We start from the raw sequence: 14,599 nt of genomic DNA, 5'->3' as shown, positions 1-14,599 counted from the left end.
CGGCTCAGGCGTTGGGAGCGCTGATGAGCGCCAAGGTATGGCGCGCGATCATCAGCTCCTCGTCGGTTGGAAGGACATGAACGGCGACCCGGCTCGCGGCCGCGGAGATCAACATTGCGCCGGCCTCGTTCGCCGCCGGATCAAGCTCTGCCCCGAGCCAGGCGAGGCCCTCGACAATGCGGGCGCGGATCGGTGCGGAGTTTTCGCCGACGCCCGCGGTGAAGACGAAAGCGTCGACCCCTCCCAATGCCGCCGTGAGCATCCCCGCATTGAGCACACACCGATAGACGAAATGTGCGACGGCAAGCGCGGCATGGGGGTCATCGCTTGCGAGAAGATCGCGCATGTCGTTCGAGAGGCCGGACAATCCTTTGAGCCCGGCGTCATGATAAAGGAGATCCGATACGGCTTGTGCCTTCATGCCCTTCTGGAGGATCAGGTAGAGGACGACACCCGGATCGAGCTGGCCCGGCCGCGTCCCCATGGGCAGGCCGTCGAGCGCCGTGAAGCCCATCGTGCTCTCGACGCTGCGACCCTCTCGCAACGCGCACATGGAGGCGCCGCTACCGAGATGAGCCACGATGACGCGTCCGCGGGCCGCCCGCGGCGCCACTTCTCGGAGCCGTTCGGCGATGTACTCGTACGAAAGGCCATGAAAACCGTAACGCCGGACGCCCTCATCATAGAAGGCTCGCGGCAGTGCGTAGCAATCGGTGTGCTCGGCATGGCCGCGATGAAAGGCGGTGTCGAAGCAGGCAACCTGTGGTACGCCCGGATTGATCTCCATGGCCATGCGGATCGGCGCCAGGTTGTTCGGCTGATGCAGAGGCGCGAGATCCTGGTAGCTTGCAAGGCGGTCGAGCACCCCCGCATCGATAAGCGCGGGCCGCACGTAGTCCGGGCCGCCGTGAACGACCCGGTGACCAACCGCCCGCAACTTGAAACCCTCCAGCGTCAGGAGCCAGCGTCTGGCCTCGGCAATGGCGGTCGGAAGATCGCGAACGGCCTTCGCGTCATAGGTCTGGTCGATGAGCCGGCTGCCGTCGGCCGCCGTCGCCTGCAGACGCGGCTTCGTGCCAATGCCGTCGATTTTCCCGCGAATCTGGCGCGTCAGGTCCATGCCGGCGATGCCGAAGACCTGGAACTTCAGGCTCGATGAACCGGCGTTGACGACAAGAAGAGCGTCCATGGCGCTATACCGCCGCCAGTTGTGCGGCTCGTCGCCGTGCCGCGTAGAGCGCAGCTACGGCGCACGATGCAAGGCGCGTGCGCACCGAATCCGCCCGCGAGGTGAGCACGATCGGCACACGGGCGCCAAGGACGATTCCCGCCGCGTCCGCATGGGAGAGGAAAGTCAGGTTCTTCGCGAGCATGTTCCCGGCCTCGAGGTCCGGCACGACGAGGATCTCCGCGTGGCCCGCAACCGGCGAATTGATGCCCTTGATGCGCGCGGCTTCCGGATCGATCGCGTTGTCGAAGGCGAGTGGCCCTTCGAGCAGGCCGCCAGTGATCTGGCCGCGCTCGGCCATCTTGCAAAGTGCGGCCGCCTCGATCGTCGACGGGATCTTCGTCGTCACCGTCTCGACCGCCGAAAGGATCGCCACACGCGGCTCGCCGAGACCGATCGTTACCCACAGGTCGATAGCGTTCTGGACGATATCGCGCTTGGCCTCGAGGTCCGGGAAGATGTTGATCGCGGCGTCCGTGATGAACAGAGTCTCGGCGTGGCCTGGCACATCCATCACGAACACGTGGCTGATTCGGCGATCAGTTCGAAGGCCGGTGGCGGAGGCGGCGACCTCGTGCATCAATTCGTCGGTATGGAGGCTGCCCTTCATCAGGAGTTCGCCCTTGCCTTCGCGGATCAACGCGACGGCCTTTGCGGCCGCGGCATGGCTGTGCGGTACATCGACGATTTCCCACCGCCCGAGATCGAGCCCATGTTCCGCCGCAACATTGCAAATTTTGGCTTCCGGCCCGACCAGTATGGGCGTGATCAGCCCCATCCCGGCGGCTTCCAGGGCACCTCCCAGCGACGTTTCATCGCAAGGGTGCGCCACGATGGTGGCCGCGGGCGCCTCGGCCCGTGCGGCCTCGATCAGTCGGTCATATTTAGACGGCTGGGTCGCCAGCGTGGTCACCTCGGACACTCGGAACTCCTTCTCCGGTCAGGATGCGTTGCGATCACGTGCGCCATTGCGCTCACTTGCGGCCTTGCGAACCACGAGAGGCACTGGTGCTTCACTGGTGAAACCAAAAAGCGCTGTAACCATTTGCAGCCGCTCGGCGGCAACGCCAGTCAACGGTCCGGGAGCTTCCAACACCTCTCGAAGGGCGGCAAAGGCAGCGCGGCGCTCCTCGATTTTCTCCGGCAGCAATTTTGGAATGGCCGCAAGCGCCGCCTCCTCGTCTACCAGCAACATGAAATATTGCGTGCGCATCAGCGCCTTGAACTCGGCAAGCGTCAATTGCTTGGCGGAGGGATGAGCGCGCCGAAGCCGGCGGACCGCTTCGAAACCACGCTCGTCGACCTTGCCGCGCGCTATGCCGACAAAAAGCAGCGCCCGGGCGAGAGCCTCCCGAAGGCCGCCCGTGGCCATGTCAGCTTTCAGCGCCGCGATCCTGTTCTCGAGGAGCGCATGGTGCAGCAGGTTTTTTGCCGCCTTGCGCGGAGCCCGGTCGGACTTCGTGTCGATGCCGAGCGCCGCTTGCAAGGCGGGCGCGCCGTAAACTGCGTGAAAGGTTTGCTCCGAAAGGTTCTCGACCATCTGGCGCCAGGCTTCCAACCCGTCGACCACCTGCCGGGACATGTTCTCTTGCAACGCCAGGAGTGGGTTGTCGGGTGCCGCCGGTTGGCGCTCGTCGCGGACGTTCCTGGCGGTCTCCTCGATCCAGGCCATGACGGGATTGCGTGGACCGAACACTTCATATTGCAGGCGCAGCGGATGCATGTTCCGCATCGCCTCCGCCATCGGTGGCGTTACCATCGCCTTGATCCAGGGCTGCAGATAGCTTCGGTAAAGCGCCAGATTGATCTCGGAGACCCTGGCGGCCGTGGCGAAGCGACGGTCATCCTCGAGATCGTTGCCACCGAAGGCGCGGATATCATCAAGCGTGCGCGCCTCGCAGCGCATCACCCATTCGCCGGTGACCAAATCACTGTTCTCTATCGCCGGTCCCACCGGCTCCAGCACGGCTTCGTAAAGGCCGGGCGGCAGCACGTCGATGAGGTCGATATTCGAGGCAAGCTCGTCGTGTTCCTTGCGCGCGACACCGGCAGAAACGAAGATGCCTAAGTGCCCGATCTTCTCATGCACGGTATAGACGATGGTCTGGCCGTGCGCGCGGATCTCGTCGACGCTGTCGTAAAGATCCAGGATCCAGTCGAGCGCCTGCGCAGGCGGCGTAATATTGTCGCCCTTCGAACAGAAGACAACGATCGGCGAGCGGATGTTGCGCATATCGATGGTCGTGCCGTCGGACGTCTGGATCTCGCCCGCGGCAAGCTTGTTGCCGACGAAGAGCTCGTCGACGATGAACTGCATCTCCTCGGCGTTCAGCTTCACATGGCCGCCCCACCAGCGCTCGAAGCCCAGATAGCGGCCAGCCTCGGTATCGATCTTCGAATAGAGGTTATATTGCTTGGTCCAGAGCGTGTTTGCGGGATTCTGGTTCTCGAAATTCTGCACCAGCCAGGCGCCATCGAATATGCCGGCGCCGAGATCGCCGGTGAGCGCCGTCAGCCAGCTGCCGCCGAGCAGCCCTCCCGAATAACGCATCGGATACTGGCCCCTGACACCCGCCCAGTAGGAAAGCGGGGCGCCCGCGATGATGATCGGACCGAACAGTTCCGGGCGCAAAGAGGCGAGGATCATCACGGCCCAGCCGGCCTGGCAATTGCCGATGACACAGGGCTTGCCATCGGCTTCGGGGTGGCGGGCGATCACGGTTTCGAGGAACACGGCCTCGGCGCGGGTGATATCCTCGATCGTCTGGCCCGCGACAGGCTCGGGAAGGAAGCCGATGAAATAGCAGGCGTGCCCCGCCTTCATCGCAACGCCGATCTCGCTGTCCGCCTTGAAGCCCCCGATGCCGGGCCCGTGGCCGGCGCGCGGATCGACGACGACGAACGGTCTTTTCAACGGATCGATCGCCGTACCGGCGGTCGGCACGATCCGCACGAGTGCATAGTTGACCGGCCGATCAAGCTTGCGGCCGTCGCAGACGAGCTCCGCTTCGTAGTCGAGCACGTGGGGCGCCGCGCGTGCCGTATGCTCTTCGTACTGGATGCCGCGCTGCCGCATCACGTCCAGAAACAGGATGGAGCGCTGCCAGGCATCAAGCGCATAGCCGTAGGCATCGGCAAAGGTTGGCGTTGTCGGGATGGTGGATTGCTCAGGCATGATGTCCACTCCACGCTGCGACCGAAGGTCGGTCCCATTGCTATCGGCAAATATGAGCAACCGTCTTTGTCGGGCGTTGATCTGCGTCAAAGAAGGCAGGCGGCAAGGCCGCGACATTATCGATCGTTAAAAACCCGTGGATGTCTTTGATTTTGCGTTATTTTATTTTGCGGGTCGGATGAGCGTAGCAACGCCGTGTTACCGTGATTTGACAGTTCACACAAAAAAATGCGCCGATCCCCTTCGGCCTTCAGTAGGCGCGCAGGCAGGATGGCACTGAACGGCACCGGTCGCAAGACGACCCTTGAAATTCCGCGCGCGGGCTGCCAATTGGGGCAAAAGCCAAGGAGGTCTGCAAGGCGATGAGTGAAGTCGAAATGTCCGTCGAGAAACATGTGTTCGAAGCCGATGTGGCGCGGCTACTCCATTTGATGGTGCACTCGGTCTATTCGGACAAGAACATCTTCCTCCGCGAACTGATTTCGAATGCGGCGGACGCCTGCGAGAAGCTGCGCTACGAGGCGATCGTCGCGCCTGAGCTGCTCGCCAACGATCCAGCACCGCGCATCACGTTGACGCTGGATGAGGAACGGGCGCGTCTCATCGTCGAAGACAACGGCATCGGCATGAGCCGTGACGAACTGGTCGAATCCCTCGGCACGATCGCCCGTTCCGGCACGCGGGCCTTCATGGAGCGGATAGAGGCGGCCCAGGGCAAGGAGGGCGCGCAGTTCATCGGCCAGTTCGGCGTCGGTTTCTACTCGGCCTTCATGGTTGCCGACAATGTCGACGTCGTTTCCCGGCGTGCGGGCTCCGACAAAGCCTGGCACTGGGCGTCGGACGGCAAAGGCAGCTACACGGTTTCCGCGGTTGAACTCGTCGATGCTCCGGCCCGCGGCACGCGGATCACGCTGCATCTCATGGACGACGCCAAGACCTACACATCGCGCTGGACGGTCGAGAGGATCGTCAAAGAGCAATCCGGCCACGTGCCCGTGCCGATCTCGATCGTCGAAAAACCCGGCGAAGAGCCCGCCCAGGTCGCGGACGGCACGGCTCTCTGGACCAAACAGAAGAGCGAGATTTCCAAGGAAGACTATGCGGATTTCTACCGCAGCGTCGCCGGGCAGTATGACGAACCGGCCGCCACCGTTCACTTCCGGGCCGAAGGTCGCCATGAATATACGGCGCTCGCCTTCGTACCGGGCTCCAAGCCCTTCGATCTTTTCGACCCGGATCGCAAGGGGCGGATGAAACTCTATGTCAGGCGCGTCTTCATCACCGACGAGGCCGAATTGCTGCCGCGTTACCTGCGCTTCGTACGCGGCCTCATCGACACGGCCGATCTGCCGCTCAATGTCTCGCGCGAAATGATCCAGGAAAGCCCGCTGCTCGCCAGCATCCGCAAGGGACTTACGAACCGTGTGCTGACCAGTATAGAGAAGCTGGCGGAAAGCGAGCCCGAGACCTTCGCCAAGGTCTGGGAGAATTTCGGCAGCGTCATCAAGGAAGGCATCTACGAAGATTTCGAGCGACGGGCACAGCTCATTGCGCTTTCGCGCTTCCGCACCACTGCGTCTGACGAAAATCAGCGCGCCTTGAACGACTACGTCAAGGACATGAAGGAGGGCCAGACGGCGATCTACTATCTGGCCGGCGACAACCTTGCGCAGTTGAAGGCTTCGCCACAGCTTGAAGGATTCCGCGCCCGCGGCATCGAAGTGTTGCTGCTCACCGATCCGGTCGACAGCTTCTGGGTGACCTCGGCGCCGGATTTCGAAGGCAAGCCGTTCAAGTCGATCACGCAAGGGGCGGCGGATCTCGCCGGCATCGCCAAGCAAACTTCCGACGACGCGACGTCCACGGAAGCGAGCCAGGCCGTGGCCGAATTCGTGACCTTCGTCAAGGCGACGCTCGGTGACGTGGTTTCCGACGTCAGGACGTCAGAGCGGTTGACGGAAAGCGCGGTCTGTCTCGTAGCACCCGAACATGGACCGGATCGCCAACTCGAAAAGATGTTGCAGGGTGCTGGTCGTATCGATGGCGCGGCAAAGCCGATCCTGGAGATCAATCCGGGCCACAGCCTGATCACGGCCATTGCTGCCTGCCCCGCCGAGGACGGCGCATTCCGCGAGGACGCGGTGAAGCTCTTGTTCGACCAAGCGCGTGTCCTCGACGGCGACAAGCCGGAAGATCCGCGCGCCTTCGCGGAGCGGCTGTCGCGGGTGTTCAGCCGGGCTTTGAAGAGTTAAGAACCTTAGCGGATATGCCCCTCATCCGGCCTGCCGGCCACCTTCTCCCCGCAAGCGGGGCGAAGGGACAAGCGGCAGCGCCCGCGCCAAAATCCCCTCGCCCCGCTTGCGGGGAGAGGGCCAGTCCTCGGGTTAAACCCGAGGAGAGGGGCAAAAGCCGCAAACTCGCAACGTGAAGCCTGGCCGGTCTCACCCTTTTGCTTTCGGGACGGTCATGCCGATCTCAGCCAGCACTTCCGCCGTATGCTCCCCAAGCCGCGGCACGCCGCGCTCGAGTGCGAGAGACGCGCCCGAGAAGCGAAGCGGTGTCCTGACACCGGGCGACGTACCGGCCGCCGCGCCGGTGTGCGGCGTAACCACCCGCATCTGCCGATGAAGGATCTGGGGATCGGTGAATACGTCCGCGACCGTATTGATGGGGCCGCCGGGGACGCCTGCCGCTTCGAGCTTCGCCAGAAGCGCATCCCGCGCGAACTTCACCGTTTCCGCGGCGAGCTCGGGTGTGAGAGTCTCGCGATATTGAACACGGCCCGCATTGGTCAGATATCGTTCGTCTGACGCCAGATCCGCGCGACCGAGCAGGTGGCAGAACTTGACGAACTGCCGGTCGTTCCCGACAGCGACGATCAAATGACCGTCAGCGGTCGGAAAGACCTGGTACGGCGCGATGTTCGGATGCGCATTGCCGAGGCGCCGCGGCGCCTTGCCCGAGACGAGAAAATTCAGCGCCTGGTTGGCGAGCACGCCGGTCATGCAATCGAGTAGCGCCATGTCGATCTGCTGCCCCTCGCCGGTGCGTTCGCGCTGCGCAAGCGCCGCCTGCACGGCAATCACGCCGTAGAGCCCGGTAAAGATATCGGCGAAAGCAACGCCGATCTTCTGCGGCTCGCGATCCGGCTCACCGGTCAGGTCCATGATCCCGCTCATGCCCTGGACGATGTAGTCGTAGCCAGCGCGGTGAGCATAGGGGCCGTCCTGGCCGAAACCGGTCACCGAACAATAGATGAGCCGCGGGTTGATCTTCTTGAGGCTCTCATAGTCGAGTCCGTACTTGGCGAGACCACCGACCTTGAAGTTTTCGAGAAGCACGTCGGATTGCGCCGCCAGCCGGCGTACCGCCTCCTGCCCCTCCTCGGTCGTGAAGTCGAGCACGACCGAGCGCTTGCCCCGGTTGCAGGCGTGGAAATAGGCGGCGTCGAGCTTCTCGCCACCCTCGCCTTCGACAAAGGGCGGCCCCCAGGTTCGGGTATCGTCGCCGGCTGGGCTTTCGACCTTGACGACATCGGCGCCGAGATCGGCAAGCGTCTGGCCGATCCAGGGGCCAGCCAGAATGCGGGCGAGTTCGAGAACGCGAATACCCTTCAGCGGCGCTTCCATGACGGCGACACTCAGAAGAAGGCCTGGAGCCCGGTCTGGGCGCGGCCGAGGATCAGGGCGTGCACGTCGTGCGTACCCTCATAGGTATTGACCGTCTCCAGATTGAGCATGTGGCGCATCACCTGGTATTCCTCGGAAATGCCATTGCCGCCATGCATGTCGCGGGCCATCCGGGCGATGTCGAGCGCCTTGCCGCAATTGTTGCGTTTGACGATCGAGATCATTTCCGGCGCCATCCGGCCTTCGTCCATCAGCCGGCCGACACGCAGCGACCCCTGCAGTCCGAGCGAGATCTCGGTCTGCATGTCCGCCAGCTTCTTCTGGAAGAGCTGTGTCTGGGCGAGCGGACGGTTGAACTGCCTGCGGTCGAGGCCGTATTGGCGCGCCGCATGCCAGCAGAATTCAGCCGCACCGAGCGCACCCCAGGAGATGCCGTAGCGGGCGCGATTGAGGCAGCCGAAGGGACCCTTCAGCCCTTCGACATTCGGCAGCAGCGCATTCTCGCCAACCTCGACATTGTCGAGAACGATCTCGCCCGTGATCGATGCGCGCAGCGACAGCTTGCCGGCGATCTTCGGCGCCGAAAGCCCCTTCATGCCCTTTTCCAGCACGAAGCCGCGGATCGCGTTTCCATGCGCCTCCGACTTCGCCCAGACGACGAACACGTCGGCGAGCGGCGCGTTGGAAATCCACATCTTCGAGCCGACCAGGCGGTAGCCGCCATCGGTCTTGATCGCCCGCGTCTTCATGCCCGCGGGATCGGAACCTGCGTCCGGCTCAGTCAGGCCGAAGCAGCCGATCCATTCGCCGCTGATGAGCTTCGGAAGATACTTCCGCTTCTGATCCTCCGAACCGTAGGCAAAGATCGGATAGATCACGAGCGAGGACTGGACGCTCATCATCGAGCGATAACCCGAATCGACGCGTTCGACTTCACGCGCGACGAGGCCGTAGGCGACATAGGACGCACCGACGCCGCCGTAGGTGTCCGGCACAGTGACGCCGAGCAAGCCGAGGTCGCCCATCTCGCGGAAGATCGTCGGGTCGGTCTTTTCCTCCCGATAGGCCTCGATCACACGCGGCTGCAGCTTCTCCTGAGCGTAGGCGCGCGCCGTATCGCGGATCATCCGCTCGTCTTCGCTCAACTGATCCTCGAGCAGAAATGGATCGTCCCATTGGAACTGGATCTTTTCGGCCATGTCTCTCTCCCGTCGTATTTTCCGCCTGTGGTTATGGCAAGCGGGCTCAGCGGTTTCAAACGAAATTGAGGCACTGCCTCATGCGTCTGGGGAATGGACCTTGCGCCGGAGGCCGTTCTGCTGATTATTCGCAAACGCGATACAGAGATCGACACGCCCGCAGCCATGACCAACAATCGCCTCGAACGTTTTGCCCACAATCTCGACTGGAACCTGTTGCGCACCTTCGTGGTCGTTGTCGAGGAGGGCAGCATCACGGCGGCGGCCAACCGGCTGCTTCTGCAGCAGCCGGCCGTCAGCATGGCGTTGAAACGGCTTGAGCAGACCGTCGGCCAGAAATTGATCGACCGGCGGCCGGGTCGGTTCAATCTCACCGAAGCGGGCGAGAAATTGCACGGCCAGTGCCGGGACATCTTCGCGGCGGTGGTCCGTCTGCCCAATGTGCTGGAGACCGCGGGCGAGGAGGTGACCGGTCATCTCAACATCCACTCGGTCAGCCATGCCCACAATCCGGCCTGGGATCGCAAGCTCGACACTTTCTTCCGAATGCATCCGAAAGTGACACTGTCGGTGACGATCGCGACGACGGTCGATGTGCTCAGTGCCGTCGAGCGCAACATCGCCACAATGGCCCTCTGCGACGGCGTGATTCCCGACGGATTGAACAAGAGCTTCCATCTTCGCGAGCGTTACGCACTTTATTGCGGGCGCGGCCATCCGCTGTTCGGCGTCGAAGGCATCGATTTCAACGATCTGCGCGGCAACCCCTACATCGCCTTCATTGCCGACGTCCTTGGCGGGCAGCACATGAATTCGGTGACGGCCGTTCGCGCACTCGGCTCCTTCGGCCAGCAGGTCCGGGGCGTTTCCTGCAATGTCGAGGAGGTGATGCGGCTGATTTGCGCTAATGTCGGTATCGGCATGCTGCCCGATCATCTCGCGGGCCCTGCAGCCAAAGCCGGGCAGTTATGGCAGTTGCCGCCCTACAGCGACCTTCCGACGGCGGAGGTCTTTCGTATCTCGAACCCCAACTCGATCCTTAATCCGGCGGAAGCAGCCTTTCTCGCGCATGTCGCCGACACCGAACCGCTGGATCACTGCCTGAACCATCATCAGGATTGATAACGGCATTTCCAACTATAAATTTGAACAGCCCCTCTCGTCCCCTTATGGTCCGAGCGAACGATGTACTGCATGTTTTGTCCTTAAATCGCACCCGATGTAAGGACAAAACATGCAGCAATTCAAAGCGTTACGGCGACCTTGTGCGTCTGAAAGGACACACGGCGCCGTCGGGAGCCCGGGAATATGCGGAAATACGACGTGGTCATCATTGGTGGCGGAATTGCGGGCTTGTCGCTCGCCTATTTCCTCAGCCAGCACCGCTCGGTCGCCGTCATCGAACGGGAGGACGCGCTTGGTTACCACAGCACCGGCCGTTCTGCCGCCGAGTTCGTCCTGAGATACAACGCGCCGGAAGTGTGCGCGCTGGCAAGGATCGCCAAGGTTTTCTTCGATCGACCGCCGCAGGGCTTCACCGATGTGCCGCTCTTGAAGCAGCGGGGCGGCGTGATGATCGCCAGCGCCGACAAAATCGCGCGGTTCGAAACGGTTCTCGCCGAGGAACACACGTTCACGCCGGAAATCGCGCGTCTGACACCACAAGAGGCCGTGTCCCGCGTTCCGATCCTCAAACCCGACTACGTTGCTGCGGCTTACTATGACCCGAACTTTTGGGACATCGAGGTGGAAAACCTGCTTCAGGGCTACGTCAAGGGCGCCCGGCGCAATGGAAGCGAGATCCTGGAACGCCATGAGATCTTGTCGGCCGAACATGATGGAGCCGCCTGGATCCTGACGACGACCGCCGGCGAGTTCAGCGCGCGGATTGTCGTCAATGCCGCCGGTGCCTGGGCAGACCCGGTCGCCGCGCTCTTCGGGGTCGAGCCGATCGGTATCGTTCCGCATCGCCGCACCGCTATCACCGTCGATCTCCCGGACGGCGTGGACGCGGCAACCTTGCCGGAAATCAACGAGATAGACGAGGATTTTTACATGAAGCCCGAAGGCGGGCGACTGCTCGCCTCTCCTGCGGACGCCACGCCCTGCGAACCGTCCGATGTCCAGCCGGAGGAGATCGATATCGCCTGGGCAGCACACTACGTGGAAGAGGCCACCACGATCTCAGTGCGGAGGATCGCCAAGAGCTGGGCGGGCCTGCGCAGTTTTTCCGCCGACAAGTTGCCCGTCATTGGATTTGCATCAGGGCGACCGGATTTCTTCTGGGTTGCCGGACAGGGTGGCTACGGCATCCTCACGTCGCCGGCGCTGGGAGTCCTCGCGGCCAGTCGCCTTGCCGATAGCCCTCTGCCGGAAGCCTTCAAGAGGGAAGCACTCGATCCGCAATCCTTCTCCCCTGCCCGCTTCGATCGTCCAGGCGCATAGCGGGGCCTATGGGCATCGACTTGCAAACGGCCGTGAGGCCCCGGACCTAGATCCCCGCAAATCCTTGTTCGTCGACGTCGCCGGCGCCCAGCGCCACGAACTGATCCAAAAGCCACGACGCGGCCGGCCCCGGCGGTGTGTCGCGCCGCCAGACGCCGGCGAAACGATAGATCCCGCCATTGTGGTCGGGGATCGCGAGTCGCATCAGCGTGCCGTCATCGAGATCGGGCTGGACCAGAGGCAGGGGCATGTTGCCCCAGCCAAGCCCTTGGCGCAGCAGCGCATGCTTCGCACCGAGATCGGCAAGCCTCCAGGTGCGGGGACTGAGCACGGCGAAGTCCTGCCCCTCGGTCAAGGAAGAGCGATCCGTCAAGACGAGCTGAACATGGTTGCGCGCCTCCCCCGGCTCGATCCTCTCCATCCGCCCGAGCGGATGGTCGGGCGCAGCCACCGGGATCGTCGCCACCGCCCCTGCCGCAATACAACTCACTCCCTCGACGGCCGTTGCCAGCGGGCCGGAAATGCCGATCACTGCCTTGCGTTCCAGCACCGCCGCAGTAACCGCGCCAAGGGCCTCGACATGCAGGCACAGCGCCACCGTCGGAAACGTCTCGGCGAAGGAGTGCAACGCCTTTCCAATCCTCTCCGCCGGCACCATCACGTCGACGGCGATGTCGACCTCCGCCTCCAATCCGTCGAGTAGACCCTTCACCTTGGCGCGCAGGCCGTCGACGCCTTGAGCCAGCGCCCGTGCCTCCGCGAGCACCGTACGACCTGCAGCCGTCAGCTTGGGCTTTCGCGTGCCGTCGCGTTCGAACAACTCAAGCCCGAGCTGCGCCTCCAGATTGGCGATTCCGTAACTGACGACGGAGACGGCGCGATTGAGATTGCGGGCCGCTCCTGCGAAACTCCCGGCATCGACCACGGCCAAAAACACCCGAAGCTGCTCGAAAGTTGGCGTGCCAGGATTGGACATAGTTCAACTTTCTCGAACAAATATGTCACAATTATCCCACTGCCTAAGAAAGCCTGCAAGCCTATATACACGAACGAGAGAACCAAGCCGCCGGGAACTAGACGAGGATCCGGATCGTCGACACGCAAAGAAAGAGGCTCTGGCAGGCCGTTTCCGAAGCCACTGCACGGAACGAAAGAAGGGAGGAAGCTCATGTCAACCGGACCGCAAGTAGCCGTTCTTCGATCGGACTCCGTGTCGGTTGCTCGCGTTCGCAGCGATCGCGTTGCCAAGACCGAGAGCGTCGCAATCCCGAATTCGGATTCGTTCAGCACCATCGTTCAACTTCGCCCCTTCAAGGATCACCGCTTGTGGCGAAACGGAAGACTGGTCCATGACGGAAGCCACTCACAGGGGGCGCTGTCGATCACTCACCTTGTGGAGGACTGGCGCTGCGAACATCGCTCGGCGTTTGACAACATCCGCTTTACGATCGACCGCGGAGCCTTGCGCGACTTTTTGCTCGACAACGGAAAGGTCGACCTGCCCCGCCTGAAGTGCGAGTCCGGCCAGGTCGACTCAGTGGTGTATCACCTTGGCCAGGCACTCTTGCCCGCCCTTGCAGATCCTGACAACGCCGACAATCTGTATGTGGACCACGTCCTGCTCGCTTTTCAGGCTTACCTGGTAGGCCGCTACGGCGGCGTTGATCTGGCGCCGGCCCGGCAACATGGCCTTTCCAGACACCAACTGGCTGCTGCGACGGCATATCTCGCTGAACATGCGTCGCGCAAAATATCAATGACCGAGGTCGCGTCGATATGCGACCTGTCGACAAGCCACTTCATTCGGACATTCAAGAAATCGACGGGGCGCACGCCTCACCGCTGGCTGACCGAGCGCCGAATCCAGATGGCCCAGAACCTGCTGTTGAGTGAGACGCCCATCGCCGAGATCGCGGTCAGCTGTGGGTTTACCGATCAAAGCCATCTGACACACGTATTTTCGTCCATTTGCGGCGCGTCACCGGCCGCTTGGCGGCGGATGCAGCGCAAATGAGCCCCGGCAGCAGACAACTTCTGGAGGATCGTCGGCTGTTCATTACGCCCGTCTGCGCGAGGTCGATAAAATAAATCCATCCATCGGAGCAATTTTCGACAACGAGAGCAGTTATCTACAATCAGCATCCTTTCGCATATCTACAATCAGCATTCTTCCCAGATCTACAATCGACATTCTCTCGCACGTACGCGCAACATTATGGAGGTCTCAATGCCGAACGCCACCCCGACCCCTGGTTCCCTTCTGATATCACCGAAGGACCACACGCTGATCATGATCGATTTTCAGTCGCAGATGGCCTTTGCGACAAAGTCGATCGACGCGGTCTTGCTGCGTAACAACGCCGCGCTTGTGGCGCACGCCGCCGCCGGCTTCGGTGTTTCCACCATTCTGACGACCGTCGCCGAAAAGACCTTCTCGGGCCCGATGTTCGGCGAGATCACCGAGGCCTTCCCGGGCCAGGCGCTACTCGACCGCACCTCGATGAACACCTGGGAGGACGCCGCCGTCATCGAGCAGGTCAATGCCATCGGCAAGCCGCGGCTGGTCTTCTGCGGACTGTGGACCTCCGTCTGCATCGTCGGACCGACGCTCTCGGCGCTCGACCAGGGCTTCGAAGTCTATGTGATCGCCGACGCCTGCGGCGACGTCTCGGAAGAGGCGCATGAGCGTGCCATGGAACGCATGGTCCAGGCTGGCGTCAGGCCGATGACCTCGCTGCAATACATGCTGGAACTGCAGCGCGATTGGGCCCGCACCGAGACCTACGACATGACGACGGGTATCGCCAAAAGGTTCGGCGGCTCCTATGGCCTCGGCATCATCTACGCAAAGAGCATGTTCGGTGCGTCCGAAGGACACTGAAAGCTGCCAGTTGCTCCGACCGTTCCGTCCACATCGGGCGGA

General features: G+C 62.4%; 11 protein-coding genes. 5 read left to right on the top strand and 6 right to left on the bottom strand.

Going from position 1 to position 14,599, the window contains the following annotated elements; all coding sequences use genetic code 11:
- Positions 1-4: 4 nt before the first annotated feature.
- Genes FKV68_RS27680 through FKV68_RS27670 form a run of 3 tightly spaced genes read right to left on the bottom strand, consistent with a single transcriptional unit; the run spans position 5 to position 4,403 of the window.
- Entirely contained in the window at positions 5-1,189 is a 1,185-nt protein-coding gene (locus FKV68_RS27680; protein ID WP_180943709.1) for an acetate/propionate family kinase, read from the bottom strand.
- Between the two features lie 4 nt (positions 1,190-1,193).
- Entirely contained in the window at positions 1,194-2,150 is a 957-nt protein-coding gene (locus FKV68_RS27675) for a phosphate acetyltransferase (RefSeq protein ID WP_180943708.1), read from the bottom strand.
- Positions 2,151-2,168: 18 nt separating this feature from the next.
- Positions 2,169-4,403 carry a DUF3141 domain-containing protein gene (locus FKV68_RS27670; RefSeq protein WP_180943707.1) on the bottom strand — a complete coding sequence of 745 codons (2,235 nt, stop codon included), beginning with the start codon at positions 4,401-4,403 and terminating at the stop codon, positions 2,169-2,171.
- Positions 4,404-4,765: 362 nt separating this feature from the next.
- Here FKV68_RS27670 and htpG point away from each other — a divergent pair, with 362 nt between their 5' ends.
- Positions 4,766-6,655, top strand: a complete 1,890-nt coding sequence (gene htpG, locus FKV68_RS27665) for a molecular chaperone HtpG (RefSeq protein ID WP_180943706.1) — start codon at positions 4,766-4,768, stop codon at positions 6,653-6,655.
- 189 nt (positions 6,656-6,844) lie between these two features.
- Here htpG and FKV68_RS27660 read toward each other — a convergent pair whose 3' ends face one another.
- On the bottom strand, positions 6,845-8,032 hold the full coding sequence (locus tag FKV68_RS27660) for a CaiB/BaiF CoA transferase family protein (protein ID WP_180943705.1): 1,188 nt from the start codon (positions 8,030-8,032) through the stop codon (positions 6,845-6,847).
- Positions 8,033-8,043: 11 nt separating this feature from the next.
- Entirely contained in the window at positions 8,044-9,231 is a 1,188-nt protein-coding gene (locus tag FKV68_RS27655) for an acyl-CoA dehydrogenase (RefSeq protein WP_180943704.1), read from the bottom strand.
- A 165-nt stretch (positions 9,232-9,396) separates the two neighbouring features.
- On the opposite strand from FKV68_RS27655, the gene FKV68_RS27650 reads away from it, so the two are divergent.
- Together FKV68_RS27650 and FKV68_RS27645 are read left to right on the top strand one after the other, a co-directional pair.
- Positions 9,397-10,353 carry a LysR family transcriptional regulator gene (locus FKV68_RS27650; RefSeq protein WP_180943923.1) on the top strand — a complete coding sequence of 319 codons (957 nt, stop codon included), beginning with the start codon at positions 9,397-9,399 and terminating at the stop codon, positions 10,351-10,353.
- A gap of 186 nt (positions 10,354-10,539) precedes the next feature.
- Complete coding sequence (locus FKV68_RS27645) at positions 10,540-11,676, top strand: NAD(P)/FAD-dependent oxidoreductase (protein ID WP_180943703.1); 1,137 nt, start codon at positions 10,540-10,542, stop codon at positions 11,674-11,676.
- Positions 11,677-11,722: 46 nt separating this feature from the next.
- Here FKV68_RS27645 and FKV68_RS27640 read toward each other — a convergent pair whose 3' ends face one another.
- On the bottom strand, positions 11,723-12,652 hold the full coding sequence (locus FKV68_RS27640) for a LysR family transcriptional regulator (RefSeq protein WP_180943702.1): 930 nt from the start codon (positions 12,650-12,652) through the stop codon (positions 11,723-11,725).
- Positions 12,653-12,844: 192 nt separating this feature from the next.
- On the opposite strand from FKV68_RS27640, the gene FKV68_RS27635 reads away from it, so the two are divergent.
- The gene (locus FKV68_RS27635) at positions 12,845-13,690 is read left to right on the top strand and encodes an AraC family transcriptional regulator (protein WP_180943701.1); all 846 of its coding nucleotides are present in this window, start codon (positions 12,845-12,847) and stop codon (positions 13,688-13,690) included.
- Between the two features lie 213 nt (positions 13,691-13,903).
- Positions 13,904-14,557, top strand: coding sequence for a hydrolase (locus FKV68_RS27630; protein WP_180943700.1), 654 nt, complete (start codon positions 13,904-13,906; stop codon positions 14,555-14,557).
- The last annotated feature ends 42 nt before the right edge of the window (positions 14,558-14,599 follow it).

Source organism: Sinorhizobium mexicanum, assembly GCF_013488225.1.
GTDB classification, from domain to species: domain Bacteria; phylum Pseudomonadota; class Alphaproteobacteria; order Rhizobiales; family Rhizobiaceae; genus Sinorhizobium; species Sinorhizobium mexicanum.
This window is presented reverse-complemented; position numbering and strand designations above follow the sequence as displayed.

Bases quoted from the DNA above. Each gene is read 5' to 3' on its own strand.
- FKV68_RS27680 (WP_180943709.1), bottom strand. From the start codon at position 1,189: ATGGACGCTCTTCTTGTCGTCAACGCCGGTTCATCGAGCCTGAAGTTC.
- FKV68_RS27670 (WP_180943707.1), bottom strand. From the start codon at position 4,403: ATGCCTGAGCAATCCACCATCCCGACAACGCCAACCTTTGCCGATGCC.
- htpG (WP_180943706.1), top strand. From the start codon at position 4,766: ATGAGTGAAGTCGAAATGTCCGTCGAGAAACATGTGTTCGAAGCCGAT.
- FKV68_RS27660 (WP_180943705.1), bottom strand. From the start codon at position 8,032: ATGGAAGCGCCGCTGAAGGGTATTCGCGTTCTCGAACTCGCCCGCATT.
- FKV68_RS27655 (WP_180943704.1), bottom strand. From the start codon at position 9,231: ATGGCCGAAAAGATCCAGTTCCAATGGGACGATCCATTTCTGCTCGAG.
- FKV68_RS27650 (WP_180943923.1), top strand. From the start codon at position 9,397: ATGACCAACAATCGCCTCGAACGTTTTGCCCACAATCTCGACTGGAAC.
- FKV68_RS27645 (WP_180943703.1), top strand. From the start codon at position 10,540: ATGCGGAAATACGACGTGGTCATCATTGGTGGCGGAATTGCGGGCTTG.
- FKV68_RS27640 (WP_180943702.1), bottom strand. From the start codon at position 12,652: ATGTCCAATCCTGGCACGCCAACTTTCGAGCAGCTTCGGGTGTTTTTG.
- FKV68_RS27635 (WP_180943701.1), top strand. From the start codon at position 12,845: ATGTCAACCGGACCGCAAGTAGCCGTTCTTCGATCGGACTCCGTGTCG.
- FKV68_RS27630 (WP_180943700.1), top strand. From the start codon at position 13,904: ATGCCGAACGCCACCCCGACCCCTGGTTCCCTTCTGATATCACCGAAG.